Below are 25,443 nucleotides of genomic sequence, written 5' to 3'. Positions count from 1 at the left end.
CTCCCGCCCTGTCACTCAGCTGGCACCAACTCTTCATCCGCCGGTCATTGTGTGTTAACCGGAATGTAACAAAAACGCGTCAGGATCGGGCCACTCTCAGAGGGAAATCCCTTCTTCTGCTTAGTGAGGCTTGACTGACATGTACTTATCCAGACATCCGACCAGTTATCCGACCCGGTATCAGGAAATTGCCGCCAGACTTGAGCAGGAGCTACGCCATCACTACCGCTGCGGCGACTACCTTCCGGCTGAACAACAGCTGGCCACGCGTTTTGAAGTCAACCGCCATACCCTGCGCCGGGCGATCGATCAGCTGGTTGAACGCGGCTGGGTCCAGCGTCGTCAGGGGGTTGGCGTGCTGGTGCTGATGCGCCCAATCGACTATCCGCTCAATGCCCAGGCGCGCTTCAGCCAGAATCTGCTCGATCAGGGCAGCCACCCGACCAGCGAAAAGCTGCTGTCGGTACTGCGCCCGGCCAGCAGCCACGTCGCCGAAGCCTTTGGCATTGATGAAGGCGACAACGTCATTCATCTCCGGACCCTGCGCCGCGTCAACGGCGTCGCGCTGTGCCTGATCGACCACTACTTCACCGACCTGCGCTTCTGGCCAGCGCTGCAAACTTTCACCCAGGGTTCACTGCACGATTTCCTGCGCCAACGGCTGGATGTCGAACTGACCCGCGCGCGCACCAAAATCAGCGCCCGTCGCGCCCAGGCTAAAGAGAGCAATATTCTCGGGATCCCCAACATGGCGCCGCTGCTGTGCGTGAGAACCCTGAACCACCGCGCGGGCGAAACGCAGGCTACGGAGTACTCCGTCAGCCTGACCCGGGCGGACATGATTGAATTCACCATGGAGCACTGAATGCACTTTGATACCGCAACCCGCCAGCGCTGGATGTCCGTGCTGGCCCACAGTGAACCCGAGGAGCTGCTGGCACGGATGCAGACCCTGCAGCTGGCGCCGGACTATGAACTGATTCGCGCGCCGGAAACCGGCCTGGTGCAGCTGCAGGCACGGATGGGCGGGATCGGCGATCGCTTCTTCGCCGGCGACGCCACCCTCACCCGCGCCGCCATTCGCCTTGCCGACGGCACCATCGGCTACAGCTGGATCCTCGGTCGCGATCGACCACATGCCGAACGCTGCGCCACCATCGACGCGCTGATGCAATCGCCCCACCATTTTCACACCTTAATGGAAACCCTGATTACCCCGCTGGAAGCACAACGAAGCGCACGCATTGAAGCCCGACGCGCCGAAGTCAACGCCAGCCGGGTGGACTTCTTTACTCTGGTTCGCGGAGATAACGCATGACCTTACAAACCGCTTTTACCCTACCGGTGCAGGATGCCCAGCACAGTTTTCGTCGCCTGCTCAAAGCCATGAGCGAGCCGGGCGTCATTGTCGCCCTGCAGCAGCTCCAGCACGGCTGGCAGCCGTTGAATATCGCCTCCACCAGCCTGCTGCTGACACTGGCGGACCACGAAACGCCGGTCTGGCTCTCATCGGCGCTGCATAACGACCTCGTCGGCCAGAACTTACGTTTTCATACCGGCGCACCGCTGGTGGAACTGCCGCAGCAGGCAGTCTTCGCCGTCACCGATGAACGTATCAGCAGCGAACAGCTTAACGTCCTGTCCGCTGGTACCGTCGCTGCGCCGGAAACCGGCGTCACGCTGATTGTCCAACTCGCCAGCCTCAGCGGCGGACGCATGCTGCGCCTGACCGGGGCCGGTATCGCTGAGGAGCGCATGATTGCCCCGCAGCTGCCGGACTGCATCATTGATGAGCTGACCGAACGCCCGCACCCGTTCCCGCTGGGCATTGACCTGATCCTCACCTGCGGCGAGCGCCTGCTGGCTATCCCGCGCACCACCCACGTGGAGGTTTGCTGATGTACGTTGCCGTCAAAGGCGGAGAGCGAGCGATCGAAGCCGCTCACGCCTTACAGGAACATAAACGACGAGGCGATGGACGGCTTCCCGAACTGAGCATTGAACAGATTACCCAACAGCTACACCTGGCGGTCGATCGGGTGATGACCGAAGGCGGCATCGCCGATCGTGAACTGGCGGCGCTGGCGCTCAAACAGGCCAGCGGTGACAACGTCGAAGCCATTTTTTTACTGCGCGCGTATCGCACCACCCTGCAGCGGCTGGCGGTGAGCGAACCTGTCGATACCGCCAGCATGCGCCTGGAACGCCGTATTTCGGCGGTCTATAAGGATATTCCCGGCGGCCAGATGCTCGGCCCGACCTACGATTACACCCACCGCCTGCTGGATTTCACCCTGCTGGCCAACGGCGAAACGCCGCCGCTGAATACCGCCGAACGGCCGCCGGAAGCCACACCGCACGTTTTTAACCTGCTGGTGCAGCAGGGGCTGGCGAAAGCGGAACAGGAGTCCCACGCCCGGCCCGACGACATCACCCGCAATCCGCCGGTCTATCCCTGTTCTCGCTCGTCACGCCTGCAACAGCTGGTGCGCGGCGATGAAGGCTATCTGCTGGCGCTGGCCTACTCCACGCAGCGCGGCTACGGCCGCAACCACCCTTTTGCCGGTGAGATTCGCAGCGGCTACGTCGCCATTGAGATCGTCCCCGAAGAGCTGGGTTTTACGGTCAATATCGGCGAACTGCTGATGACGGAATGCGAGATGGTCAACGGTTTCGTGGCGCCGGAAAGCGAACCGCCGCACTTTACGCGCGGCTATGGCCTGGTATTCGGCCTGAGCGAGCGCAAAGCGATGGCGATGGCGCTGGTCGACCGGGCGCTACAGGCGCCGGACTACGGCGAGGAGATAGCCGGGCCAGCGCAGGATGAAGAGTTTGTCCTCGCCCACGCCGATAACGTCGAGGCGGCCGGTTTCGTCTCGCATCTCAAGCTGCCCCACTATGTCGATTTCCAGGCCGAACTGGCGCTGCTGAAACGCCTGCAACGGGAGAACGAACGTGGCTAACCCACTCACTGGCTACAACTTTGCTTATCTTGATGAGCAGACCAAGCGCATGATCCGCCGGGCAATTCTCAAAGCGGTGGCGATTCCCGGCTACCAGGTGCCGTTCGGCGGTCGCGAAATGCCGATGCCCTACGGCTGGGGCACCGGCGGTATTCAGCTGACCGCCAGTATCATCGGTGAGCATGACGTGCTGAAGGTGATTGACCAGGGCGCCGATGACACCACCAATGCGGTGTCGATACGGCAGTTTTTTAAGCGCGTCACCGGCGTCGCGACCACCGAGGCAACCTGCGATGCCACGCTGATCCAGACCCGTCACCGGATCCCGGAAACGCCGCTCACCGAAGATCAGATCCTGATCTTCCAGGTGCCGATCCCGGAACCGCTGCGCTTTATTGAGCCGCGCGAGACCGAAACCCGCACCATGCATGCGCTGGAAGAGTACGGCGTGATGCAGGTGAAACTGTATGAAGACATTGCCCGCTTCGGTCATATCGCCACCACCTATGCCTACCCGGTAAAAGTGAACGGCCGCTATGTGATGGACCCGTCGCCTATCCCTAAATTCGACAACCCGAAAATGCACATGATGCCCGCGCTACAGCTGTTCGGCGCCGGGCGGGAAAAGCGCATTTACGCCGTGCCGCCGTTTACCCCGGTGGAGAGCCTCGATTTCGACGACCACCCCTTTACCGTCCAGGAGTGGGATGAACCCTGCGCCATTTGCGGGTCTCGCCACAGCTACCTTGATGAAGTGGTACTCGATGACAGCGGCAAACGGATGTTTGTCTGCTCCGATACCGACTATTGCCGCCAACAGAGCGAGGCGCTGAACAAATGAGCCATCCGTTACTCGCGGTCAATCATCTGACCCATCTTTATGCGCCGGGCAAAGGCTTCAGCGACGTCTCTTTTGAACTGTGGCCCGGTGAAGTGCTGGGCATCGTGGGCGAGTCCGGCTCGGGGAAAACCACTCTGCTGAAATCCCTCTCGGCGCTCCTGGCGCCGCAGGAAGGTGAAGTGCGGTATGAAAACCGCTCGCTGTATGCGATGAGCGAAGCGGATCGCCGCCGTCTGCTGCGCACCGAATGGGGCGTGGTACATCAGCATCCGATGGACGGCCTGCGGCGCCAGGTGTCGGCGGGCGGCAATATCGGCGAGCGCCTGATGGCCACCGGCGCACGCCACTACGGAAATATCCGCGCCACCGCCGAACGGTGGCTGAGCGATGTCGAAATTCCGCCGTCGCGTATTGACGATCTGCCCACCACTTTTTCCGGCGGTATGCAGCAGCGTTTGCAAATCGCCCGCAACCTTGTGACCCAGCCGAAGCTGGTGTTTATGGACGAGCCGACCGGCGGTCTGGATGTCTCGGTGCAGGCGCGTCTGCTCGACCTGCTGCGTGGCCTGGTGGTCGAGCTGAACCTGGCGGTGGTGATTGTCACCCACGACCTGGGGGTGGCGCGCCTGCTGGCTAACCGTCTGCTGGTCATGAAACAGGGCCAGGTGGTGGAAAGTGGCTTAACCGACCGGGTGCTGGACGATCCTCATCATCCGTATACCCAGCTGCTGGTGTCATCGGTATTGCAGAACTGAGGTTGCTGTCGCCGGGTGGCGCTGCGCTTACCCGGCCTACGAACACAGCACCCCAGGCCGGGTTAGGCCATGAACACAGCACCCACAGGCCGGGTAAGGCCCACGAACACAGAGCCCACAGGCCGGGTAAGACCATGAACACAGCGCCCACAGGCCGGGTAAGGCCCACGAACACAGCGCCCACAGGCCGGGTAAGGCCCACGAACGCAGCGCCCACAGGCCGGGTAAGGCCGTGAACACAGCGCCCCAGACCGGGTAAGGCCATGAACACAGCGCCCCCAGGCCGGGTTAGGCCCACGAACGCAGCGCCCACAGGCCGGGTTAGGCCTACGAACGCAGCGCCCACAGGCCGGGTTAGGCGAAGCCGCCACCCGGCACCCAAACCACGAGGCCAAAATGATTCACGTTGAAAATGTCAGTAAGACCTTTGTACTCCACCAGCAAAACGGCGTGCGTCTGCCGGTGCTGCAGAATGCCTCTCTGGAGGTCAGCCATGGCGAATGCGTGGTGCTGCACGGCCATTCCGGCAGCGGCAAATCCACCCTGCTGCGTTCGCTGTATGCCAACTACCTGCCGGACACCGGCCATATCCATATCCGCCACGGCGACGAATGGGTTGACCTGGTCAACGCCTCGCCGCGTAAAGTGCTGGAAGTCCGCAAGCGCACCATCGGCTGGGTCAGCCAGTTTCTGCGCGTCATCCCGCGCATCTCGGCTCTCGAAGTGGTGATGCAACCGCTGCTCGACCTCGGCATTGCGCGCGATACCTGCGCTTCGCAGGCTGCCCGCCTGCTGACGCGTCTGAACGTTCCGGAACGGTTATGGCATCTGGCGCCGTCCACATTTTCCGGCGGGGAACAGCAGCGGGTCAATATCGCCCGCGGTTTCGCGGTGGACTACCCGATTTTACTGCTTGATGAGCCGACCGCCTCGCTGGACGCCAGAAACAGCGCCGCCGTAGTGGAACTGATTAACGAAGCCAAAGCGCGCGGCGCGGCTATCGTCGGCATTTTCCATGATGAAACGGTCCGCAATCAGGTCGCCGACCGACTGCACCCGATGGGAATAACAGCATGATTATCAATAATGTAAACCTGGTTCTCGAAGACGAAGTGGTGCACGGGTCGCTGGAAGTGCAGGAGGGCAGCATTTACGCCTTTGCCGAAAGTCAGAGCCAGCTGCCGCAGGCGCTCGACGGCGAAGACGGCTGGCTGCTGCCCGGGCTGATTGAGCTGCATACCGATAATCTGGACAAATTCTTTACTCCGCGCCCGAAAGTCGACTGGCCCGCCCACTCGGCGATGAGCAGCCACGATGCGCTGATGGTCGCCAGCGGTATCACCACCGTTCTGGATGCGGTCGCCATCGGCGACGTACGCGACGGCGGCGATCGCCTGGAGAATCTGGAAAAGATGATCAACGCCATCGAGGAGACGCAGAAACGGGGCATCAACCGCGCCGAACATCGCCTGCATTTACGCTGTGAACTGCCGCACCACACCACGCTGCCGCTGTTTGAAAAGCTGGTAGACCGTGAACCCGTCACCCTGGTTTCGCTGATGGACCACTCGCCCGGTCAGCGTCAGTTCGCCAATCGCGAGAAGTATCGCGAGTATTACCAGGGCAAATATCAGCTAACTCATGAGCAGATGCTGCGCTATGAAGAAGAGCAGATCGCGCTGGCGGCAACCTGGTCCCACGCCAACCGTCGGTCCATCGCCGCGATGTGTCGCGATCGCCGTATTGCGCTCGCCAGCCACGACGACGCCACCGCGGAGCATGTCCTCGAATCCCATCAGCTTGGCAGCGTGATCGCCGAGTTTCCCACGACGTTAGCCGCCGCCGAGGCGTCACGTCGCCACGGTATGAACGTATTGATGGGCGCCCCCAATATCGTGCGCGGCGGTTCGCACTCCGGCAACGTCGCGGCCCATCAGCTGGCGGCCAGCAACCTGCTCGATATTCTGTCGTCAGACTATTATCCCGCCAGCCTGCTCGATGCGGCGTTCCGCATCGCGGACGACCACGACAACGCCTTCTCGCTGCCGCAGGCCATTCGTCTGGTCAGCAAAAATCCGGCCCAGGCTCTGGGATTAGACGACCGCGGGGTGATCGCGGAAGGTAAGCGTGCCGATATGGTGCTGGCGCACCGTCGCGGCGAACACGTCCATATTGACCACGTCTGGCGTCAAGGAAAGAGGGTCTTCTGATGAGCGGAAAATTGATTTGGCTGGTGGGTGCCTCAGGCTCCGGAAAAGATAGCCTGCTGGCGGCCTTACGCCAGCGCGAAAATGCCCAACTGCTGGTGGCGCATCGCTATATTACGCGCCCGTTCAACGCCGGCAGCGAAAATCATATTGCGCTCAGCAAGCAGGAGTTTTTCAACCGCGCCGAGCGCCAGCTGTTCGCCCTGAGCTGGCATGCCAATAACAATTACTACGGAATTGGTATCGAAATTGACCTGTGGCTGCACGCCGGTTTTGACGTGGTGGCCAATGGCTCCCGCGCCCATCTGCCGCAGGCCCGGGCGCGCTACGCTGACGCCCTGCTACCCATCTGCCTGCAGGTCACGCCGGAGGTGCTACGCCAGCGCCTGCAACAACGCGGGCGAGAGAGCGAAGCGGAGATCGCCCTGCGCCTGGAGCGTGCGGCGCGCTACGCCCCTTCCGACTGTCTGACGTTGAACAACAACGGCAGCCTCGGGCAATCCGTCGACCAGTTCCTCACGCTGCTGCGCCGCCACTACGCCCGACAAGAGAATCAACATGCCTACCTGTGAACTCCGGGCCCCGACTCTGGACGACGTCGATGCCGTATATGCGTTAATTTGCGAATTAAAGCAGAAAGCGTACGATCGCCGCCATTTCACCGCCGGATTTGCCATGAACCTGCAAAATCCAACCCTGCGCTATCAGCTGGCGCAGGTGGAGGGAGAGACGGTCGGGCTGATTGGGCTACAGTTGCAATTTCCGCTTAATTTCAACGCCTGGATCGGGGAAGTGCAGGAACTGGTGGTGCTGCCGCAGAGACGCGGCCTGCACGTCGGCCAGGCGCTGCTGGCATGGGCGGAGCAGGAAGCCCGCGAACACGGCGCGCAAATGGTGGAGCTCTCCAGCGGCAAAGCCCGTCCCGACGCCCACCGTTTCTATCTCCGTGAAGGGTATACGCAAAGCCATCTGCGTTTTAAAAAAGCGCTGTGAGGAGGAAGTATGGGCCTGACTATTCGCTTAACCGGCACCGGCGGCGCCCAGCTGGTTCCAGTCTTCGGCTGCGACTGCGCAGCCTGTCAGCGTGCGCGCAGCGATGAGGCGCATCGTCGGCGCCCCTGTAGCGCGGTCGTGACCTTCAATGACGCCGTGACGCTGCTGGATGCCGGGCTGCCCGACCTGATGGACCAGTGGCCCGCCGGCCAGTTTCAGCAGTTTTTACTTACCCACTATCATATGGATCATGTTCAGGGATTATTCCCGCTGCGCTGGGGCCTCGGCGCGCCGATTCCGGTGTTTGGACCGCCGGACCCTGAAGGTTGCGATGACCTGTTTAAACACCCCGGCCTGCTGGACTTCAGCCATACCGTTGAGCCGTTTGTGGTGTTTACCTTGCAGGGGCTGCGGGTGACGCCGCTACCGCTCAATCACTCGAAGCTGACCTACGGCTATCTGCTGGAGTCGGCGCACAGCCGGGTAGCCTGGTTGTCGGATACCGCCGGATTACCGGAAAAAACGCTCAAATTCTTACTGAATAACCAGCCGCAGGCGATCGTGATCGACTGCAGCCATGAGCCGCGCCCGCAGCCTCCGCGCAACCACTGCGATTTGAATACGGTACGCGCCATCAACCAGGTACTGGCCTGCCCGCGGGTCATTCTGACTCATATCAGCCACCGGTTTGATCTCTGGATGATGGAGCATCCCTTGCCGCCGGGGTTTGAGGCCGGCTATGACGGTATGGAGATCGTGCTGGATTAATCTTTAACCCGGGTAAGCGCTATCGTCACCCGGTCAGCATCGCGTCGCCGCGGCCAGAAACGCAGCTCGGTTAATCGTCGTCATCCAGTCGCCGCTGGTCGTTCTCCAGCTGCCGGCGATCCTGATCCAACTGGCGCTGGCGATCGTCGAGCTGACGGCGACGATCCTCTATCTGTCGTTGCCGATCGTCATACTGCCTCTGGCGATCGGTGCTTTGTTGGCGGCTGCCCTGGTAACGTCCGTCATCATAGCGGTCGTCGTCATCAGAGCGGCTATCGCCGGGATTGTAGGCATCATTAATCGCCTGCTGAATATTACCGATTGCGTCGTCAATAATATCAGCGCGCGCCAGCTGGCTACTCAGCGACAGCGTGCAGAGGATTAAAGCGGTAAAGTAACGTTTCATAGAGCCAGTCTCTTCGGGGGGCTGGCCCTACGTTAATCAACGGTCGTGGCGGCGAGTAGCGGAGGAATCTCAAATCCGCGGCTGTTCAAGCGCGGTAATCGCATCAATTCGCGTCTGATGACGTCCGCCTTCATACTCGCTCCCCAACCAGGCATCGACAATCATTTTCGCCAGCTCAAGACCTATCACGCGCGCGCCGAAGGCCAGCACATTGGTATTATTATGTTGCCGCGATAGCTGGGCCGAATAGGGTTCACTGCACACCACCGCGCGAATGCCGGGGTATTTATTGGCGGTGATGGAGATCCCGACGCCGGTGCCGCAGATCAGGATCCCCCCCTCGGCTTCGCCTGTCAGAATGGCCTGCGCGACAGCGCTGGCATAACGGGGATAATCGGTACGCTCAGGTGACCATGTTCCCTTATCCAGCACCTCGATCCCCCGCAGCCGAAGATGCGCCATAATATCGTTTTTAAGGATAAACCCGACGTGATCACAGCCAATTGCAATCCTTTTCATACTTAACCTCGCCTGTTCTTACTTTACGAACATAGATGGAGTTGTGATTTAAACCGGAAAAACTGGCGCAATAATCGTCAAAAATCCGGTCTGATGTGCCCTTTCTACATCGCGAAAATTCACAAATCAAGCGAGAAAAATAGCCAACTCATATTGCCTATCGTCTTAAATCTTACGGGTAAAGATGAAAAATACTTGTTTTATAAATAGTTAATCAAAAAATGGTCACTCTCAAAATCGCCAACACTTTACAAAAACCAAAACTTTATAAAAATTATATTTTTGTGAAGTTGATTGTATCTTTTCTGTTTTGCCTGTGGTGATATAGTGACGTCTTCACTTTATGGACAAGAGAAAGCGATGAGTCAGTCAGAATCCAGTTCGCTCCCCAACGGTATCGGCCTCGCCCCCTGGCTACGCATGAAGCAGGAAGGAATGACCGAAAACGAAAGCCGAATCGTCGAATGGTTGCTTAAACCTGGCAATCTGAGCGACGCTCCCGCCATTAAAGATGTGGCGGAAGCGCTGTCGGTTTCCGAAGCAATGATCGTTAAGGTCTCCAAACTGCTCGGTTTTAGCGGTTTTCGTAACCTGCGTAGCGCCCTGGTGGAGTATTTTTCTCAATCTGAACAGGTCCTTCCGGCAGAGCTCTCCTTTGATGAAGCACCTCAGGACGTGGTGAATAAGGTTTTTAATATTACCCTGCGTACCATTATGGAAGGTCAGTCGATCGTTAATGTCGACGAAATTCATCGCGCGGCACGTTTCTTCGCCCAGGCCAACCAGCGCGATCTGTACGGTGCCGGTGGATCAAATGCCATCTGTGCCGATGTGCAGCATAAGTTTTTACGTATCGGCGTGCGCTGCCAGACATATCCGGATGCGCATATCATGATGATGTCCGCCTCGTTATTGAAAAAAGGCGACGTCGTGCTGGTAGTCACCCATTCCGGGCGCACCAGCGATATTAAATCGGCAGTAGAACTGGCAAAGAAGAACGGCGCTAAAATTATCTGTATTACCCATAGTTACCATTCACCGATTGCTAAATTAGCTGATTTTATTATTTGCTCGCCAGCACCAGAAACTCCTCTATTAGGGAGAAACGCCTCAGCGCGTATTTTACAACTTACATTATTAGATGCTTTTTTTGTTTCGGTAGCCCAACAAAATATTGAACAGGCCACTTTAAACATGCAAAAAACCGGCGCCATTGTTGATTTCTTTTCACCAGGAGCGCTGAAGTAAATAATAAACACCGATCCCACTACGGTGGGATCAATATTACTGTATCCTACACCGAGAACACTGTTATGAATAAATACCTGAAAATTTTCAGCGGCGCGGCTATGGGCGTAATGTTATCTACCAGCGCTTTTGCCGCCGCCGATTACGCTGTGGTATTAAAAACATTATCGAACCCTTTCTGGGTTGATATGAAAAAAGGTATTGAAGATGAGGCTAAAACGCTGGGAGTCAGCGTCGATATTTTTGCCTCGCCTTCGGAAGGGGATTTTCAATCACAGCTTCAGCTCTTCGAAGACTTAAGCAATAAGAACTATAAAGGCATCGCTTTCGCCCCTCTCTCATCGGTCAACCTGGTGATGCCCGTGGCGAAAGCCTGGAAGAAAGGGATTTATCTGGTCAATCTCGATGAAAAAATTGATATGGATAACCTGAAGAAAGCAGGCGGTAACGTGGAAGGTTTCGTCACCACGGACAACGTCGCGGTGGGGGCAAAAGGGGCCGATTTTATTATCGAGAAACTGGGAGCTGAGGGCGGCGACGTTGCCATCATCGAGGGAAAAGCGGGGAACGCGTCGGGCGAAGCCCGTCGTAACGGCGCGACGGAGGCATTCAAAAAAGCCACTCAGATCAAGCTTGTTGCCAGCCAACCAGCCGACTGGGATCGCATTAAGGCGCTCGATGTTGCCACTAATGTGCTACAGCGGAACCCTAACCTGAAAGCCTTTTACTGCGCGAATGACACCATGGCAATGGGCGTTGCCCAGGCCGTAGCCAACGCCGGGAAAAGCCAAACGGTTCTGGTGGTCGGCACTGATGGTATCCCTGAAGCGCGTAAAATGGTTGAAGCCGGTCAGATGACCGCAACGATTGCGCAAAACCCTGGTAATATCGGCGCGACGGGACTGAAAATGATGGTTGATGCCGAAAAAACCGGCAAGGTGATTGCACTGGATAAAACACCGGAATTCAAACTGGTGGATTCTATTCTGGTCACAAAATAATTTTTCCAGCAGCTAGCCCGATGTTCTCCCCTTACCCTCCTGACCTCAGGAGGGTAAAAATAAGTAAGGAGTTATTATGCTCACGCCATATATTTCAATGGCGGGGATCGGCAAATCATTTGGTCCGGTTCACGCATTAAAATCGGTCGATTTAACCGTTTATCCGCACGAAATACATGCGTTGCTAGGGGAAAACGGTGCCGGGAAATCAACGTTAATGAAAGTTTTGTCGGGAATACATGAACCGACCACAGGCACCATCACGGTTAATAACGTGAATTATGCCAGGCTCGACCATAAATTAGCCGCCAGACTCGGCATCGGCATTATTTATCAAGAACTCAGCGTTATTGATGAATTAACCGTAATGGAAAATTTATATATCGGCCGCCATCTGACGAAAAAAGTCTGTGGCGTCAATATTATCGACTGGAAAGAGATGCGCATCAGAGCGGCAATGATGCTGCTGCGCATCGGATTAAAGGTCGATTTAGATGAGAAAGTCGCGAATCTGTCCATCAGCCATAAGCAGATGCTGGAAATCGCGAAAACACTGATGCTCGACGCCAAAGTGCTGATCATGGATGAACCTACCTCTTCGCTGACCAACAAAGAGGTGGACTACCTGTTCCTGATCATGAACCAGCTGCGTAAAGAGGGGACCGCCATCGTCTATATCTCGCACAAGCTGGCGGAGATACGCCGGATCTGCGACCGCTACACGGTGATGAAGGACGGTAGCAGCGTATGCAGTGGCATGGTCAGCGAGGTCAATAACGACGATATCGTACGTCTGATGGTCGGTCGTGAGTTGCAAAACCGCTTTAACGCGATGAAAGAGAACACCGGAAATATCGCGCGCGAAACGGTATTCGAGGTGAAAAATGTCACCAGCCGGGACAAGAAAAAGGTCCGCGATATCTCCTTTAGCGTCAATCGCGGTGAAATTCTCGGCTTTGCCGGTCTGGTGGGCTCCGGGCGTACCGAACTGATGGATTGTCTGTTTGGCGTTGATAAGCGCAGCAGCGGTGAAATCATCCTCAATGGTAAAGCGATTACCCCGCGTTCACCGCTGGATGCCTTAAAGAAAGGTATGGGTTACATCACGGAGAGTCGCCGGGACAACGGTTTCTTCGGCAATTTCTCCATTGCGCAAAACATGGCTGTCAGTCAGAGCCTGAAACACGGTGGCTATAAAGGGGCAATGGGGCTGTTCCATGAAGAGAACGAGCGTAAAACGGCGGAAGCGCAGCGTAAATTACTGGCGCTGAAGTGCCACTCTGTCGATCAGAGCATCACCGAACTTTCCGGCGGTAACCAACAAAAGGTCCTGATATCCAAATGGTTATGCTGCAACCCCGACGTCATTATTTTCGATGAGCCGACGCGCGGGATCGACGTCGGCGCGAAAGCCGAAATTTATAAAGTGATGCGCCAGCTGGCGGATGACGGAAAAGTCATTCTGATGGTGTCATCCGAGCTTCCTGAAATTATCGCCGTCTGTGACCGCATCGCCGTGTTCTGCGAAGGGCGGCTGACGAAAATTCTGACCAATCGCGACGACATGAGCGAAGAGGAGATTATGGTATGGGCACTGCCGCAAGAGTAAAAGGGGAGTCCGATGGCAAAAAGCCGTTCAACTTCGCACTGTTCTGGGATAAATACGGCACCTTTTTTATCCTCGCAATTATTGTCGCGATTTTCGGCTCGCTGTCGTCGGAATACTTTCTGACGACCAATAACATCACGCAAATATTTGTTCAGAGCTCGGTGACGGTGCTCATCGGAATGGGAGAATTCTTCGCTATTCTGGTAGCAGGCATCGACCTGTCGGTGGGGGCGATTCTGGCGCTTTCCGGCATGGTGACCGCCAAACTCATGCTGGCAGGAGTCGATCCGTTCCTCGCGGCGCTGATTGGCGGCGTGCTGGTCGGCGGCGCGCTAGGCGCGATTAACGGCTGCCTGGTCAACTGGACCGGCTTGCACCCGTTCATTATTACCCTCGGCACTAACGCGATTTTTCGCGGTATCACCCTGGTTATCTCCGACGCCAACTCGGTCTATGGCTTCTCTTTCGAGTTCGTCAATTTCTTTGCCGCCAGCGTATTGGGGATCCCGGTACCGGTCATCTTCTCGCTTATTGTGGCCGTGATTCTATGGTTCCTGACCACCCGGATGCGGTTGGGCCGCAATATCTACGCCCTCGGCGGCAATAAAAACTCCGCCTTTTACTCTGGCATTGATGTCAAATTCCACATGTTGCTGGTGTTCATTATCTCCGGCATCTGCGCCGGGCTGGCGGGGGTGGTCTCGACGGCACGTCTCGGCGCCGCGGAGCCTCTGGCCGGAATGGGCTTTGAAACCTACGCCATTGCCAGCGCCATTATCGGCGGCACCAGCTTCTTTGGTGGTAAGGGACGCATTTTTTCTGTGGTGATTGGCGGCCTGATCATCGGCACCATCAACAACGGCCTGAATATTCTCCAGGTACAAACCTACTACCAGCTGGTGGTGATGGGTGGATTAATTATCGCGGCTGTCGCCCTCGACCGTCTTATCAGTAAGTAAGGAATTTATGATGAAAATTTCCCCCTCTTTAATGTGTATGGACCTGCTGAAATTCAAAGAACAGATCGAGTTTATCGATCGGCATGCAGATTACTTCCACATCGACATCATGGACGGTCATTTTGTCCCTAACCTGACACTATCGCCGTTTTTCGTCAGTCAGGTGAAGAAGCTGGCCAGTAAACCGCTGGACTGCCATCTGATGGTCACCCGGCCACAGGATTACATCAGCCAGCTGGCGCAGGCAGGCGCGGACTTTATCACCCTGCATCCGGAAACGATTAACGGTCAGGCTTTCCGCCTGATAGAGGAGATTCGTCGCCACGGCATGAAGGTCGGGCTCATTCTCAATCCGGAAACGCCGGTTGAAACGATGAAATATTACATCCACAAGGCGGACAAAATTACGGTGATGACCGTCGATCCGGGTTTCGCCGGCCAACCCTTTATTCCTGAAATGCTGGAGAAGATCGGCGAACTAAAAGCGTGGCGAGAACGAGAAGGACTGGCCTACGAGATTGAGATCGACGGCTCATGCAATAAAGCGACCTATCAAAAACTGATGGCGGCAGGCGCGGACGTCTTTATCGTCGGTACCTCCGGTCTGTTTAACCATGGCGACAATATTCACGACGCGTGGCAGGTCATGGCAGAGCAGATTCTGGCGGCCAAAAACGAGGTATTCCCTCATGCAAAAACAGCGTAAGGTCGTCGCAGGTGTGGACATGGGCGCAACCCATATCCGCTTTTGCCTGCAAACCGCGCAGGGCGAGACTCTGCATTGCGAGAAGCTGCGCACTGCTGAAGCGATCGCGCCTGACGGTCTGGTCAGCGGGATAACCATGTTGATTCAGCAGCAGCTTGACCGCTTTCAGGCCCGTTGCTGCGGCCTGGTGATGGGCTTTCCGGCATTGGTAAGCAGAGATAAACGGACGATTATCTCCACCCCCAACCTATCGTTACCGCCGGAAACCCTGCGTACGCTCGCCGATGAGCTGGAGCATTCGCTGGCCTGTCCGGTCGAATTTTCCCGCGATGTCAATCTTCAGCTCTCATTTGACGTGCAGGAAAATGGTTTGCAAGAGCAACAGGTGCTAGCCGCTTATCTCGGCACCGGCATGGGCTTCGCCATCTGGTTAAACGGCGGGCCGTGGACAGGCGCGCACGGCGTGGCGGGAGAGCTGGGTCATATCCCTCAGGGCGACAACGCGCTCATCTGCGGTTGCGGTAATCCCGGTTGTCTGGAAACCGTCTGCTCCGGCATCGCGCTCAAACGCTGGTATGAACAACAACCGCGCGACTATGCGCTGGATGAGCTGTTTTTGCACGCCGCTGAGGAGCCGTTTGTACAGGCTCTCCTGCACCACGCCGCCCGCGCAATCGCCACCAGCATCAACCTGTTCGACCCCGATGCAGTGATCCTCGGCGGCGGCGTGATGGACATGTCCGGCTTTCCACGCGAGGCGCTGCTCACCATGATCAAAGCGCATATTCGCCGCCCGTTGCCTTATCAGGCAGTGCAGTTTGTTGCCGCATCGTCCTCAACATTTAATGGTGCTCAAGGGGCTGCGGCACTGGCCCGCAGCCGTTATTTACCACAACCTGTCGCAGCGCCTGCATCAGCTGTGTCCGACTGAAGGGTTTACGCAGCAGCTCGACGTCCGGCAGCGCAGGATTGTGCGCCGGACGCAGATCCTGGCCGCTGATCAGCAGCACCGCCACCGTCGGGAAACGGCGCTGGGTTTCGTTGATCACCTCGGCTCCGCTCAATCTGCCCGGCAGCATCAGGTCGCTAATCAGCAGCGCAATTTCCGTCGAAGCCTCAAGTAACTGCAGCGCCTGCTCCCCGTTCCCGGCCTCCAGGGTTAACCAGCCGAGCTGATGAAGCTGCTCACAAAGAGTCTGACGCACATCGGCCTCATCCTCCAGCACCAGCGCCAGCCGTTCACCGCTCACCGTCTGCTCTACTTCCGGTAACGTGCCGCCGCTCGGCGCCTGCACCGCCGCGCGCGGCAGCTGTAAACGCACCGTGGTCCCCTGGCCCGGCGCGCTCTCAATAGCCACCCGCCCGCCGGACTGGCGGACAAAACCATAGACCATCGACAGCCCCAGACCGCTGCCGCTGCCGGTCTGTTTGGTGGTAAAGAACGGTTCGAACACCTGGGCTTTGACCTCCTGTGACATCCCGCTACCGTGGTCAATCACCTCCAGCGCCACCATATCCTGCCGCCGCCCGTCGCTGCGGGCCACGCGCTGGTTCCAGGTGCGCAGCTTAATCACCCCTGAGCGCCCTTCCATTGCATCGCGAGCGTTCATCACCAGATTGATAATGGCGTTTTCCAGCTGGCCGATGTCAATCCACGCAGGCCACGCGGGTGACTGTGCCTCAATCTGCAGAGTCAGCGTCGTCGGCAGAGAATGGCGCATCAGTTCGCCCAGGTTCTCCAGCAGCGGTTTCATCGCCACGGCATTGGGGTGCAGCGACTGCTTACGCGAGAAGGCCAGCAGCCGCTGGGTGAGCAGCGCGCCGCGTTCTGCGGCTTTTCGCGCCCGGGAGATCCGCGGCACGTCCGCGTCCTGCGGCTGAACCAGTTCAAGACTGCCGATAATCACCGCCAGCAGGTTATTAAAATCATGCGCCAGGCCGCCGGTCAGCTGGCCGACCGCTTTCATTTTCTGGCTGTGAACCAGCGCCTGCTCCAGCCCTTTGCGTTCGGTTCTGTCGAGTACCACGTTCACCAGCCCGCGCCCGGGAACCGGACTAAAGCGCAGCTCAATGGTACGATCGCCCGCCAGCTGTAGCTCCTGGGGTTTGGGTAGCGGACGGGACAGGTTGTCACGGATATGTTCCGCCAGCGGAGCGGCCTGGCCCAGCAGCTGCTGATAGTGAATGCCGCGCTGCAGATCATTGGCCGCCAGCCCTAACAGCAGCGGATACTGCGGATTCCACACCACCAGCAGCCCCTGGTTATCAAACAGCGCGAAGCCGTCGCGCATGGCATGAAAGGTGGTCTCCAGCAGGGTACTTTTTTCTTTCAGCAGCTGGGAGGTATGGGCCAACGACGCGGTATTGCGGGCAAAGACGTTGAAGGCGCGCGCCAGCTCTCCCAGCTCATCGCGTCGCTGAAGCCCCGGGACAGAGACCTCCTGCTCGCCGTGGGCCAGACGCGACATCGCGCGGGAGATGGCGGTCAGACTGGAGCCGAGGTTACGGTAGATATACCAGCCGGCGAAGCCGGTTATCACCAGCGCCAGCAGCGCCGACAGCAAAATAAACATACTGATGGAACGTAGCTCCCGATGGCTCTGCGCCGCCCGCAGCTCAGACGCCTGCGCGACCCGGGCAACGTACTGATTAATATCGCTGTTGAGCAGCGCCACCAGCGCCTTGATGTGAAACATATACCAGCCGATGGCCAAATCGCTCTCCTCCAGCTGCGCCGAGAGCGGCTCCAGCCTGGCCAGCTCGCCGTTGAAATCCTGCAGAATCGCGGCCAGCGTAGGATCGCGGCTGGTCGTCGGCAGAAAACCTCGCACCTTATCCAGCTGCTGGACGATCGATCGCGGCGTCGAAGTATGGATGGCCGCAACGATCAGCCGATCCATCTCGGCCAGCGGCCGGGGATCGATCGCGTCTGCGCCATACCGATCGTTAAGATCCTGAATATGCCGGAGATAGCTCTGGTTCTGATACAGCGAGCTGAGCAGTTCATTACGCTGCAGATGACGACGCTGACCGCGTTCCAGCATGCCACCCACGCTCTGCTGCAGCTCATTGCTGCGGCGAATAATACTGGCCACCAGCGCCAGCTCCTGTTGCGCTAGCGGCGCGGCGGCGAGGTGAGAGAGGGAATATTTCAGGGCCTGCTGGGTCTCCAGCAGGCGTTCAGCCTCGCTTTTATACTCCAGCGCACCGACCACCTGGGAGAGGCGAACCGCCGCGGTGGCAACGTTCGCGGTGTCGCGCGCCAGATTCATACTGCCGGTCATATCATCCAGCGTCTGCCGCTGCACCTGTTCTTGTAGCAGGCTGGCATGGCGAAAGCCCAGCAGCGCCACGCCGGCCACCATCAGCGTCACCGCCACCATCAGCAAATTAAACGACAGCAGACGCCCGCGAGCGCTGGTGAAAAACGGGTAGCGATGGGATGGCATGGTCAGCTCCACGATCTTTTTATTTATCCTGGCGGTTGCTGACCCGGACCGGGAGAGCCGCATCGCGTAATTGTGAGCCAGGTTAACTATTCATCAATATGACAAATATGAACGGCGTCTGACATTTTGTATTTATCGTCCTGTGGTGCACTGCGATTCTCGATCACACTCGCAGGAGAGCCGCCATGCAGGGGACACCGGTACTATCCATGCGCAATATTGCCAAAGCCTTTGGCAAGTTTTATGCGCTGAAAGGCGTCGATCTGACGGTCTGGCCCGGTGAGATCCACGCCTTAATGGGGGAGAACGGCGCCGGCAAAAGCACGTTGATGAAGATCCTCGCGGGAGCGTATACCGCTACCAGCGGCGAGATCCTGATCGACGGACGGCCGCACGCCATTAAAGGGCCAAAAGATGCGCTGGCCGCCGGGATCACGCTGATTTACCAGGAGATGCAGCTGGCGCCGAATTTAACCGTCGCTGAGAACATTTTCCTCGGCAGCGAGCTGGCGCGCGGCGGACTGGTACAGCGCAAAGAGATGATTCATCAGGCCCAGGCGGTGATAGATCGTCTCGGCGCTCAGTTTAAGGCCGGCGACCGGGTGATGACCCTGACCATTGCCGAACAGCAGCAGGTGGAGATCGCCCGCGCCCTGCATCGCAACAGCCGGGTCCTGGTGATGGACGAACCCACCGCTGCCCTCTCCTCCCGTGAGACCCAGCGCCTGTTTGAGCTGATTCTGCGCCTGCGCGACGAAGGGATGGCAATTATCTACATCAGCCACCGGATGGCGGAGGTTTATGAACTCTCCGACCGCGTCAGCGTATTGCGCGACGGCCAGTACGTCGGCAGCCTGACCCGCGACAAGCTCAACGCCTCCGAGCTGGTGCGCATGATGGTCGGCCGTCCGTTAAGCGACCTGTTCAATAAAGAGCGTGATATTCCACCCGGCCAGCCGCGCCTGCGGATACAGGATTTGACCGACGGCGGCAAAGTGAAAGCCAGCAGTCTGGTGGTACGGGCCGGGGAAATCGTCGGCCTGGCCGGTCTGGTCGGCGCCGGCCGCTCGGAACTGGCGCAGCTGATTTTCGGCGTGCGTCGGGCCACCGGCGGCGTCATCGAGATCGACGGCGAGCCGGTGGTCATTCACTCTCCGCGCGCAGCCATCGAGCTGGGAATCGGCTTTCTCACCGAAAATCGCAAGGAGCAGGGGCTGTTCCTCGAAATGGCGGCGCAGGAGAACATCACCATGGCCACCCTCGAACGGGATGCCCGCTGGGGCATGCTCAATCGCAAAAAGGCGCAGACCGTCTCCGACGATGCGATCTCCCTGCTCAATATTCGCGTACCGCACGCGCAGGTGCGGGCCGGCGGCCTTTCCGGCGGCAATCAGCAAAAGCTGCTGATCTCCCGCTGGGTCGCCATCGGTCCGCGCATTTTGCTGCTTGATGAACCGACGCGCGGCGTTGACGTCGGCGCCAAAAGCGAGATTTACCGCATCATGACCCAGATGGCGCGCCAGGGGGTGGCCATTCTGATGATCTCCAGCGAACTCCCCGAAGTGGTCGGCATGAGCGACCGGGTGTACGTCATGCGCGAAGGCAGCATCGCCGGCGAACTCCAGGCCGGCGACATCAGCCAGGAAAGCATTATGACGCTGGCCACCGGCGTAAACGACTCTCACCTTAAGGCGGTATCACCATGACAACACAGAAAGAGACCGCCGCGCAGCCGGTGGCAAAATCGGTATCGGCGAAGAAAATCCTGATGGGCGATCTGCTACAAACGGTCGGTATCCTGCCGATTTTAATCCTGATTGTGGCGGTATTTGGCTTTATCGCCCCCAATTTCTTTACCGAAAGCAATCTGTTGAATATTACCCGTCAGGCGTCGATCAACATCGTGCTCGCCGCCGGGATGACTTTCATCATTTTGACCGGGGGGATCGATCTGTCCGTCGGCTCGATTCTCGGCACGACCGCGGTGGCGGCCATGGTGGTATCGCTGACCCCGGAGCTGTCGCTGCTGTCGATTCCGGCGGCGCTGATGCTCGGCCTGCTGCTCGGTTTGTTTAACGGCGCGCTGGTCGCCTTCGCCGGGCTACCGCCGTTTATCGTCACGCTCGGGACCTATACGGCCCTGCGCGGGGCCGCCTATCTGCTGGCCGACGGCACCACGGTGATTAACTCCGATATCAGCTTCGAATGGATCGGCAACGATTACCTCGGGCCGGTTCCGTGGCTGGTGGTGATCGCGCTGCTGGTGGTGGCGGTGTGCTGGTTCATTCTGCGCCGTACCACCCTCGGCGTTCATATCTACGCCGTGGGCGGCAATATGCAGGCGGCAAGGCTCACGGGGATCAAAGTGTGGCTGGTGCTGCTGTTCGTTTACGGCATGAGCGGCTTGCTCTCCGGGCTGGGCGGCGTCATGAGCGCCTCGCGGCTGTACAGCGCCAACGGCAACCTCGGCGTAGGTTATGAGCTGGATGCCATCGCCGCCGTTATTCTCGGCGGGACCAGCTTCGTTGGCGGCATCGGCACTATCACCGGCACGCTAGTGGGGGCGTTGATTATCGCCACGCTCAATAACGGTATGACGCTGATGGGCGTCTCCTATTTCTGGCAACTGGTGATCAAAGGGGCGGTGATCATCATTGCGGTGCTGATCGACAAATACCGTACCCGACACCATCAAAGTGCATAACAACAATACCCTACAGACAGAGGAAAACAGCATGCGTTTGAAACCCATAGTAACCGCACTCTGTGCCGGCGCGCTGCTTACCGCAGCGCCCTTTACCCAGGCCAAAGAGCTGAAATCAATCGGCGTCACGGTGGGGGATTTAGCCAACCCGTTCTTTGTACAAATCACCAAAGGCGCGGAACTGGAAGCCCGTAAGCTGGCCGGAGACAATGTGAAAGTGACGCTGGTCTCCAGCGGTTACGATCTGGGTCAGCAGGTGGCGCAGATCGATAACTTTATTGCCGCCAAAGTCGACATGATTATCCTCAACGCCGCCGACTCAAAAGGGATTGGCCCGGCGGTAAAACGCGCGAAAGATGCCGGGATCGTGGTGGTTGCGGTGGACGTGGCCGCCGAAGGCGCCAATGCCACTATCACCTCTGATAACACTCAGGCGGGAGAAATGGCCTGTAAATACATCACCGACCGCCTGAAAGGCAAAGGGAATGTGGTGATTATCAACGGGCCGCCGGTTTCCGCCGTGCAGAACCGCGTTGAAGGCTGCCAGGCCGAGTTTGCACGCCACCCGGATATCAAAGTGCTCTCCTACAACCAGAACGCGAAAGGCAGCCGTGAGGGGGGTCTGGAAATTATGACCTCACTGCTGGCCGCGAATCCGAAGATCGATGGCGTCTTTGCCATCAACGATCCGACCGCGATCGGTGCCGATCTGGCGGCAAAACAGGCGCAACGTCATGAGTTCTTTATCGTTGGCGTCGACGGCAGTCCGGACGGTGAAGAGGCGTTGAAACGTAAAAACTCGCTGTTTGTGGCGACGCCGGCGCAGGACCCGCAGGTGATGGCGGCGAAAGCGGTCGAGATCGGTTATGACATTCTGCAGGGTAAACCGGCCCCGTCCGCACCGGTGCTGATCCCGGTGACCCTGATCGATAAAAACAATATCGGTAGTTACAAAGGCTGGACCGTGAAGTAAGAGCACTATCTCCCCGCTGGCCCCGCGTCTGCCGGGGCTACGCCGCCCTGTCGCCGTGGATAACATCTGCGGCGAACACATAGCCCAGACCGCGCAGGGTTTTGATCAGCGTCGGCTGATGCGGATTCGGTTCGATTTTGCGCCGCAGGCGCATGATCAGCACGTCAATCGTCCGGTCAAAGACTTCGGTGCTTTCGCTATGGGTCAGAGCCAACAGCTGCTCACGGTTAAGCACCCGGCGGGCGTTTTGCGCCAGCGCCAGCAGCAGGCTGTACTCTCCCTGGGTCAGCGGCACCGCTTGCTGTTGCGAGTTAAACAACTCGCAGCGAAACGTATCCAGCCGCCAGCCGTTAAAGAGCAATCCCGTGCCGCCGCTCGCGCCTTCAGCGCCCAGCGCGCCGCTACGCCTGAGCACCGCCTTCACCCGCGCCACCACCACCCGGGAGTTAAACGGCTTGGCAATATAATCATCGGCGCCCATTTCCAGCCCTACCACTACGTCGGATTCGCTGCCGAGGCCGGTCAGCATCACGACCGGTAAATCAGGTCGGCTGCGCTGCAGCTGTTGCAGTACCAGCAGCCCGTTGGTGTCAGGGAGAATCATATCCAGCAGCACCAGCGAGATATCCGTCCGCTGGGCCGCCACCGCCAGCGCATCGCTGCCGGTCTGGCACAGCAGCACGTCAAAAACATGCGCGCTGAGCACATCGCTAAGCAGCTCGCCAATCGCGCTGTCGTCATCCACAACCAAAATGACCGGTTTCATTACTTGCCTCTGCCCGCACGGAACGATCTCTGTCTGATTAATTCAGCAAAGCCCCCACGACAAATCCATTACCGGATCGCGTTTCTTCAATCCATGTCACATCTCACCTCCCTTCGACACGTCAAAACTGACGACGCCCTGCTTTTCGTCAGCATTTAGCCCAAAAAATCGACGTATCATCAGTCAATACCCACAATGAAAACATGGCATAGAAGATGCATATTGACGGCGTGATAGCGCATATGCGCCCATTGATCAACTGGAGCAAGACCGATGAAAAAAGTCGTCACGGTTTGCCCGTATTGCGCATCAGGTTGCAAAATCAACCTGGTGGTCGATAACGGCAAAATCGTCCGGGCTGAGGCGGCACAGGGGAAAACCAACCAGGGAACCCTGTGCCTGAAAGGCTATTATGGCTGGGATTTCATTAACGATACCCAGATCCTCACCCCGCGCCTGAAAACCCCTATGATCCGCCGTCAGCGTGGCGGCAAACTGGAATCCGTCTCCTGGCAGGAAGCGCTCGACTACGTCGCGACCCGTCTCAGCGCCATTAAGGCGAAGTACGGTCCGGACGCCATTCAGACCACCGGCTCCTCCCGCGGGACGGGGAACGAAACCAACTATGTGATGCAAAAGTTCGCGCGCGCCGTTATTGGTACCAATAACGTCGACTGCTGCGCTCGCGTCTGACACGGCCCTTCGGTTGCAGGTCTGCACCAGTCGGTCGGTAATGGCGCCATGAGTAATGCCATCACAGAGATTGATAACACCGATCTCGTGTTTATCTTCGGGTACAACCCGGCAGATTCACACCCTATTGTGGCGAATCACGTGATCAACGCCAAACGCAATGGGGCGAAAATTATCGTCTGCGATCCGCGTAAAATCGAAACAGCGCGTATCGCCGATATGCACATTGCGCTGAAGAACGGCTCGAACATCGCGCTGCTCAACGCCATCGGGCAGGTGATTATCGAAGAAGATCTCTACGATAAATCCTTCGTCGCCAGCCGTTCCGAGGGCTTCGACGAGTATCGCAAAATCGTCGAAGGCTATACGCCGGAGTCGGTGGAAACCATCACCGGCGTCAGCGCGCAGGAGATCCGCGCCTGTGCCCGGATGTACGCCGGCGCGAAATCCGCCGCCATCCTGTGGGGCATGGGCGTGACCCAGTTCTATCAGGGCGTGGAGACCGTGCGCTCGCTGACCAGCCTGGCGATCCTCACCGGTAACCTCGGCAAGCCGAGCGTCGGCGTCAACCCGGTGCGCGGCCAGAACAACGTGCAGGGCGCCTGCGATATGGGGGCGCTGCCGGACACCTATCCGGGCTATCAATACGTGAAGTTTCCGGAGCACCGCGAGAAGTTCGCCCGGGCCTGGGGCGTAGAGAGCCTGCCGGAGCATACCGGCTATCGCATCAGCGAGCTGCCGCACCGCGCGGCGCACGGTGAAGTGCGGGCGGCGTACATTATGGGCGAAGATCCGCTGCAGACCGACGCCGAGCTCTCTGCGGTGCGTAAAGCGTTTGAAGAGCTGGAGCTGGTGATTGTCCAGGATATTTTCATGACCAAAACCGCTGCGGCGGCCGACGTTATCCTGCCGTCCACCTCGTGGGGCGAGCACGAAGGCGTCTATACCGCAGCGGACCGCGGCTTCCAGCGCTTCTTTAAAGCGGTGGAGCCGAAGTGGGACCTGAAAACCGACTGGCAGATCATCAGCGAAATCGCCACCCGGATGGGCTATCCGATGCACTACAACAACACCCAGGAGATCTGGGACGAGTTGCGGCATCTGTGCCCGGACTTTTACGGCGCCACCTACGAGAAAATGGGCGAGCTGGGCTACGTCATGTGGCCGTGCCGCGATGAGTCCGACGCCGACCAGGGGACCTCTTATCTGTTTAAAGAGAAGTTCGACACCCCGAACGGCCTGGCGCAGTTCTTCACCTGCGACTGGGTTGCGCCGATCGATAAACTCACCGACGAGTATCCGATGGTGCTCTCCACGGTGCGGGAAGTAGGCCACTATTCGTGCCGCTCGATGACCGGCAACTGCGCGGCGCTGGCCGCGCTGGCGGATGAACCGGGGTATGCGCAAATCAATACCGCCGATGCCGCGCGACTGGGCATTGAGGATGAGGCGCTGGTGTGGGTGAACTCGCGGAAAGGCCGCATTATCACCCGCGCGCAGGTCAGCGATCGTCCGAATAAAGGGGCGGTCTATATGACCTATCAGTGGTGGATTGGCGCCTGTAACGAGCTGGTCGCGGAGAACTTAAGCCCGATAACCAAAACGCCGGAGTACAAGTACTGTGCCGTGAACGTTGAGCGCATCGCCGACCAGCGCGCCGCCGAGCAGTATGTGATTGATGAGTACACCAGGCTGAAAGCCCGTCTGCGCGAAAGCGCGTTGGGTTAAGACAGAAGGCCCCCCCGGCTACATGACGCTGGCCGGGGGGGATTTTCACCATCCGGGTTGCGGGATAGCTGACGCAGCCCACTTTTATCGAACCTGGCAACCGCCGCCATTTTCTTCTTTTTCGCCTCCCTTTATACTGCGCGCTGTGTTCCTGA

General features: G+C 58.2%; 25 protein-coding genes. 21 read left to right on the top strand and 4 right to left on the bottom strand.

Annotated elements, in window-relative coordinates; translation table 11 throughout:
• Positions 1-139 precede the first annotated feature (139 nt).
• From phnF to phnP, 11 genes are all read left to right on the top strand, one after another.
• Positions 140-865 carry a phosphonate metabolism transcriptional regulator PhnF gene (gene phnF, locus AC007G_RS17855; protein WP_032689888.1) on the top strand — a complete coding sequence of 242 codons (726 nt, stop codon included), beginning with the start codon at positions 140-142 and terminating at the stop codon, positions 863-865.
• A complete protein-coding gene (gene phnG, locus AC007G_RS17850; RefSeq protein WP_032689889.1) occupies positions 866-1,318 on the top strand; it encodes a phosphonate C-P lyase system protein PhnG in 453 nt (150 codons plus the stop codon). It abuts the gene before it with no gap.
• Positions 1,315-1,899, top strand: coding sequence for a phosphonate C-P lyase system protein PhnH (gene phnH, locus AC007G_RS17845; RefSeq protein ID WP_004856589.1), 585 nt, complete (start codon positions 1,315-1,317; stop codon positions 1,897-1,899). The genes phnG and phnH overlap by 4 nt, the downstream gene beginning before the upstream one ends.
• Positions 1,899-2,963 carry a carbon-phosphorus lyase complex subunit gene (locus tag AC007G_RS17840; RefSeq protein WP_131056520.1) on the top strand — a complete coding sequence of 355 codons (1,065 nt, stop codon included), beginning with the start codon at positions 1,899-1,901 and terminating at the stop codon, positions 2,961-2,963. Before phnH ends, AC007G_RS17840 begins: the two co-directional genes overlap by 1 nt.
• The gene (locus AC007G_RS17835) at positions 2,956-3,804 is read left to right on the top strand and encodes an alpha-D-ribose 1-methylphosphonate 5-phosphate C-P-lyase PhnJ (protein WP_032698356.1); all 849 of its coding nucleotides are present in this window, start codon (positions 2,956-2,958) and stop codon (positions 3,802-3,804) included. The genes AC007G_RS17840 and AC007G_RS17835 overlap by 8 nt, the downstream gene beginning before the upstream one ends.
• A complete protein-coding gene (phnK, locus tag AC007G_RS17830; RefSeq protein ID WP_142630569.1) occupies positions 3,801-4,559 on the top strand; it encodes a phosphonate C-P lyase system protein PhnK in 759 nt (252 codons plus the stop codon). The genes AC007G_RS17835 and phnK overlap by 4 nt, the downstream gene beginning before the upstream one ends.
• 396 nt (positions 4,560-4,955) lie before the next feature.
• Entirely contained in the window at positions 4,956-5,636 is a 681-nt protein-coding gene (phnL, locus tag AC007G_RS17825; RefSeq protein WP_032697120.1) for a phosphonate C-P lyase system protein PhnL, read from the top strand.
• Complete coding sequence (phnM, locus tag AC007G_RS17820; protein ID WP_046853235.1) at positions 5,633-6,769, top strand: alpha-D-ribose 1-methylphosphonate 5-triphosphate diphosphatase; 1,137 nt, start codon at positions 5,633-5,635, stop codon at positions 6,767-6,769. The genes phnL and phnM overlap by 4 nt, the downstream gene beginning before the upstream one ends.
• Positions 6,769-7,338, top strand: a complete 570-nt coding sequence (gene phnN / locus AC007G_RS17815; RefSeq protein ID WP_032697118.1) for a ribose 1,5-bisphosphokinase — start codon at positions 6,769-6,771, stop codon at positions 7,336-7,338. Before phnM ends, phnN begins: the two co-directional genes overlap by 1 nt.
• Positions 7,325-7,759, top strand: a complete 435-nt coding sequence (gene phnO / locus AC007G_RS17810) for an aminoalkylphosphonate N-acetyltransferase (RefSeq protein ID WP_032689895.1) — start codon at positions 7,325-7,327, stop codon at positions 7,757-7,759. Before phnN ends, phnO begins: the two co-directional genes overlap by 14 nt.
• 9 nt (positions 7,760-7,768) lie before the next feature.
• Positions 7,769-8,527 (top strand): phosphonate metabolism protein PhnP, encoded by a 759-nt coding sequence (gene phnP, locus AC007G_RS17805; protein ID WP_099973426.1) that lies wholly within the window; start codon positions 7,769-7,771, stop codon positions 8,525-8,527.
• A gap of 70 nt (positions 8,528-8,597) precedes the next feature.
• Here the strand turns inward: phnP and yjdP are convergent, their stop codons facing one another.
• Both yjdP and rpiB read right to left on the bottom strand, forming a co-directional pair.
• The gene (gene yjdP / locus AC007G_RS17800) at positions 8,598-8,933 is read right to left on the bottom strand and encodes a DDRRRQL repeat protein YjdP (protein ID WP_046853237.1); all 336 of its coding nucleotides are present in this window, start codon (positions 8,931-8,933) and stop codon (positions 8,598-8,600) included.
• 69 nt (positions 8,934-9,002) lie between these two features.
• Positions 9,003-9,452 carry a bifunctional allose-6-phosphate isomerase/ribose-5-phosphate isomerase RpiB gene (gene rpiB, locus AC007G_RS17795; RefSeq protein ID WP_032689900.1) on the bottom strand — a complete coding sequence of 150 codons (450 nt, stop codon included), beginning with the start codon at positions 9,450-9,452 and terminating at the stop codon, positions 9,003-9,005.
• Between the two features lie 360 nt (positions 9,453-9,812).
• Here rpiB and AC007G_RS17790 point away from each other — a divergent pair, with 360 nt between their 5' ends.
• The 6 genes from AC007G_RS17790 to alsK all read left to right on the top strand — a co-directional run bounded on the left by AC007G_RS17790 (position 9,813) and on the right by alsK (position 15,906).
• Positions 9,813-10,700, top strand: coding sequence for a MurR/RpiR family transcriptional regulator (locus AC007G_RS17790; RefSeq protein ID WP_004856567.1), 888 nt, complete (start codon positions 9,813-9,815; stop codon positions 10,698-10,700).
• Positions 10,701-10,765: 65 nt separating this feature from the next.
• Complete coding sequence (gene alsB, locus AC007G_RS17785) at positions 10,766-11,701, top strand: D-allose transporter substrate-binding protein (RefSeq protein ID WP_032697117.1); 936 nt, start codon at positions 10,766-10,768, stop codon at positions 11,699-11,701.
• Positions 11,702-11,777: 76 nt separating this feature from the next.
• On the top strand, positions 11,778-13,310 hold the full coding sequence (gene alsA, locus AC007G_RS17780; protein ID WP_032689902.1) for a D-allose ABC transporter ATP-binding protein AlsA: 1,533 nt from the start codon (positions 11,778-11,780) through the stop codon (positions 13,308-13,310).
• Positions 13,289-14,269: a D-allose ABC transporter permease gene (alsC, locus tag AC007G_RS17775; RefSeq protein ID WP_004856559.1), complete on the top strand. Its 981-nt coding sequence runs from the start codon at positions 13,289-13,291 to the stop codon at positions 14,267-14,269. The genes alsA and alsC overlap by 22 nt, the downstream gene beginning before the upstream one ends.
• Positions 14,270-14,279: 10 nt before the next feature.
• On the top strand, positions 14,280-14,975 hold the full coding sequence (gene alsE / locus AC007G_RS17770; protein ID WP_032689903.1) for a D-allulose 6-phosphate 3-epimerase: 696 nt from the start codon (positions 14,280-14,282) through the stop codon (positions 14,973-14,975).
• Positions 14,959-15,906 carry an allose kinase gene (gene alsK / locus AC007G_RS17765; RefSeq protein ID WP_032697116.1) on the top strand — a complete coding sequence of 316 codons (948 nt, stop codon included), beginning with the start codon at positions 14,959-14,961 and terminating at the stop codon, positions 15,904-15,906. Before alsE ends, alsK begins: the two co-directional genes overlap by 17 nt.
• On the opposite strand, the gene AC007G_RS17760 is transcribed toward alsK, so the two are convergent.
• The gene (locus AC007G_RS17760) at positions 15,818-18,424 is read right to left on the bottom strand and encodes an ATP-binding protein (RefSeq protein WP_032689981.1); all 2,607 of its coding nucleotides are present in this window, start codon (positions 18,422-18,424) and stop codon (positions 15,818-15,820) included. The two genes, alsK and AC007G_RS17760, sit on opposite strands and share 89 nt — an antisense overlap.
• Before the next feature lie 185 nt (positions 18,425-18,609).
• Here AC007G_RS17760 and AC007G_RS17755 point away from each other — a divergent pair, with 185 nt between their 5' ends.
• Genes AC007G_RS17755 through AC007G_RS17745 form a run of 3 tightly spaced genes read left to right on the top strand, consistent with a single transcriptional unit; the run spans position 18,610 to position 22,101 of the window.
• A complete protein-coding gene (locus AC007G_RS17755; protein ID WP_032689905.1) occupies positions 18,610-20,130 on the top strand; it encodes a sugar ABC transporter ATP-binding protein in 1,521 nt (506 codons plus the stop codon).
• Entirely contained in the window at positions 20,127-21,128 is a 1,002-nt protein-coding gene (locus tag AC007G_RS17750) for an ABC transporter permease subunit (protein ID WP_032689906.1), read from the top strand. Before AC007G_RS17755 ends, AC007G_RS17750 begins: the two co-directional genes overlap by 4 nt.
• 31 nt (positions 21,129-21,159) lie before the next feature.
• The gene (locus AC007G_RS17745) at positions 21,160-22,101 is read left to right on the top strand and encodes an ABC transporter substrate-binding protein (protein WP_064793404.1); all 942 of its coding nucleotides are present in this window, start codon (positions 21,160-21,162) and stop codon (positions 22,099-22,101) included.
• Between the two features lie 37 nt (positions 22,102-22,138).
• Here the strand turns inward: AC007G_RS17745 and AC007G_RS17740 are convergent, their stop codons facing one another.
• On the bottom strand, positions 22,139-22,867 hold the full coding sequence (locus AC007G_RS17740; protein WP_015585352.1) for a response regulator: 729 nt from the start codon (positions 22,865-22,867) through the stop codon (positions 22,139-22,141).
• Positions 22,868-23,140: 273 nt separating this feature from the next.
• On the opposite strand from AC007G_RS17740, the gene fdhF reads away from it, so the two are divergent.
• Positions 23,141-25,288 (top strand): formate dehydrogenase subunit alpha, encoded by a 2,148-nt coding sequence (gene fdhF, locus AC007G_RS17735; RefSeq protein WP_205343238.1) that lies wholly within the window; start codon positions 23,141-23,143, stop codon positions 25,286-25,288.
• The last annotated feature ends 155 nt before the right edge of the window (positions 25,289-25,443 follow it).

The organism is Klebsiella sp. CSG-1, assembly GCF_056521145.1.
This window is presented reverse-complemented; position numbering and strand designations above follow the sequence as displayed.

Excerpts from the sequence above, each read along its gene's own strand:
- phnF (WP_032689888.1), top strand. The coding sequence starts at position 140 with ATGTACTTATCCAGACATCCGACCAGTTATCCGACCCGGTATCAGGAA.
- phnG (WP_032689889.1), top strand. The coding sequence starts at position 866 with ATGCACTTTGATACCGCAACCCGCCAGCGCTGGATGTCCGTGCTGGCC.
- phnH (WP_004856589.1), top strand. The coding sequence starts at position 1,315 with ATGACCTTACAAACCGCTTTTACCCTACCGGTGCAGGATGCCCAGCAC.
- AC007G_RS17840 (WP_131056520.1), top strand. The coding sequence starts at position 1,899 with ATGTACGTTGCCGTCAAAGGCGGAGAGCGAGCGATCGAAGCCGCTCAC.
- phnK (WP_142630569.1), top strand. The coding sequence starts at position 3,801 with ATGAGCCATCCGTTACTCGCGGTCAATCATCTGACCCATCTTTATGCG.
- phnL (WP_032697120.1), top strand. The coding sequence starts at position 4,956 with ATGATTCACGTTGAAAATGTCAGTAAGACCTTTGTACTCCACCAGCAA.
- phnM (WP_046853235.1), top strand. The coding sequence starts at position 5,633 with ATGATTATCAATAATGTAAACCTGGTTCTCGAAGACGAAGTGGTGCAC.
- phnN (WP_032697118.1), top strand. The coding sequence starts at position 6,769 with ATGAGCGGAAAATTGATTTGGCTGGTGGGTGCCTCAGGCTCCGGAAAA.
- phnO (WP_032689895.1), top strand. The coding sequence starts at position 7,325 with ATGCCTACCTGTGAACTCCGGGCCCCGACTCTGGACGACGTCGATGCC.
- phnP (WP_099973426.1), top strand. The coding sequence starts at position 7,769 with ATGGGCCTGACTATTCGCTTAACCGGCACCGGCGGCGCCCAGCTGGTT.
- yjdP (WP_046853237.1), bottom strand. The coding sequence starts at position 8,933 with ATGAAACGTTACTTTACCGCTTTAATCCTCTGCACGCTGTCGCTGAGT.
- rpiB (WP_032689900.1), bottom strand. The coding sequence starts at position 9,452 with ATGAAAAGGATTGCAATTGGCTGTGATCACGTCGGGTTTATCCTTAAA.
- AC007G_RS17790 (WP_004856567.1), top strand. The coding sequence starts at position 9,813 with ATGAGTCAGTCAGAATCCAGTTCGCTCCCCAACGGTATCGGCCTCGCC.
- alsB (WP_032697117.1), top strand. The coding sequence starts at position 10,766 with ATGAATAAATACCTGAAAATTTTCAGCGGCGCGGCTATGGGCGTAATG.
- alsA (WP_032689902.1), top strand. The coding sequence starts at position 11,778 with ATGCTCACGCCATATATTTCAATGGCGGGGATCGGCAAATCATTTGGT.
- alsC (WP_004856559.1), top strand. The coding sequence starts at position 13,289 with ATGGGCACTGCCGCAAGAGTAAAAGGGGAGTCCGATGGCAAAAAGCCG.
- alsE (WP_032689903.1), top strand. The coding sequence starts at position 14,280 with ATGAAAATTTCCCCCTCTTTAATGTGTATGGACCTGCTGAAATTCAAA.
- alsK (WP_032697116.1), top strand. The coding sequence starts at position 14,959 with ATGCAAAAACAGCGTAAGGTCGTCGCAGGTGTGGACATGGGCGCAACC.
- AC007G_RS17760 (WP_032689981.1), bottom strand. The coding sequence starts at position 18,424 with ATGCCATCCCATCGCTACCCGTTTTTCACCAGCGCTCGCGGGCGTCTG.
- AC007G_RS17755 (WP_032689905.1), top strand. The coding sequence starts at position 18,610 with ATGCAGGGGACACCGGTACTATCCATGCGCAATATTGCCAAAGCCTTT.
- AC007G_RS17750 (WP_032689906.1), top strand. The coding sequence starts at position 20,127 with ATGACAACACAGAAAGAGACCGCCGCGCAGCCGGTGGCAAAATCGGTA.
- AC007G_RS17745 (WP_064793404.1), top strand. The coding sequence starts at position 21,160 with ATGCGTTTGAAACCCATAGTAACCGCACTCTGTGCCGGCGCGCTGCTT.
- AC007G_RS17740 (WP_015585352.1), bottom strand. The coding sequence starts at position 22,867 with ATGAAACCGGTCATTTTGGTTGTGGATGACGACAGCGCGATTGGCGAG.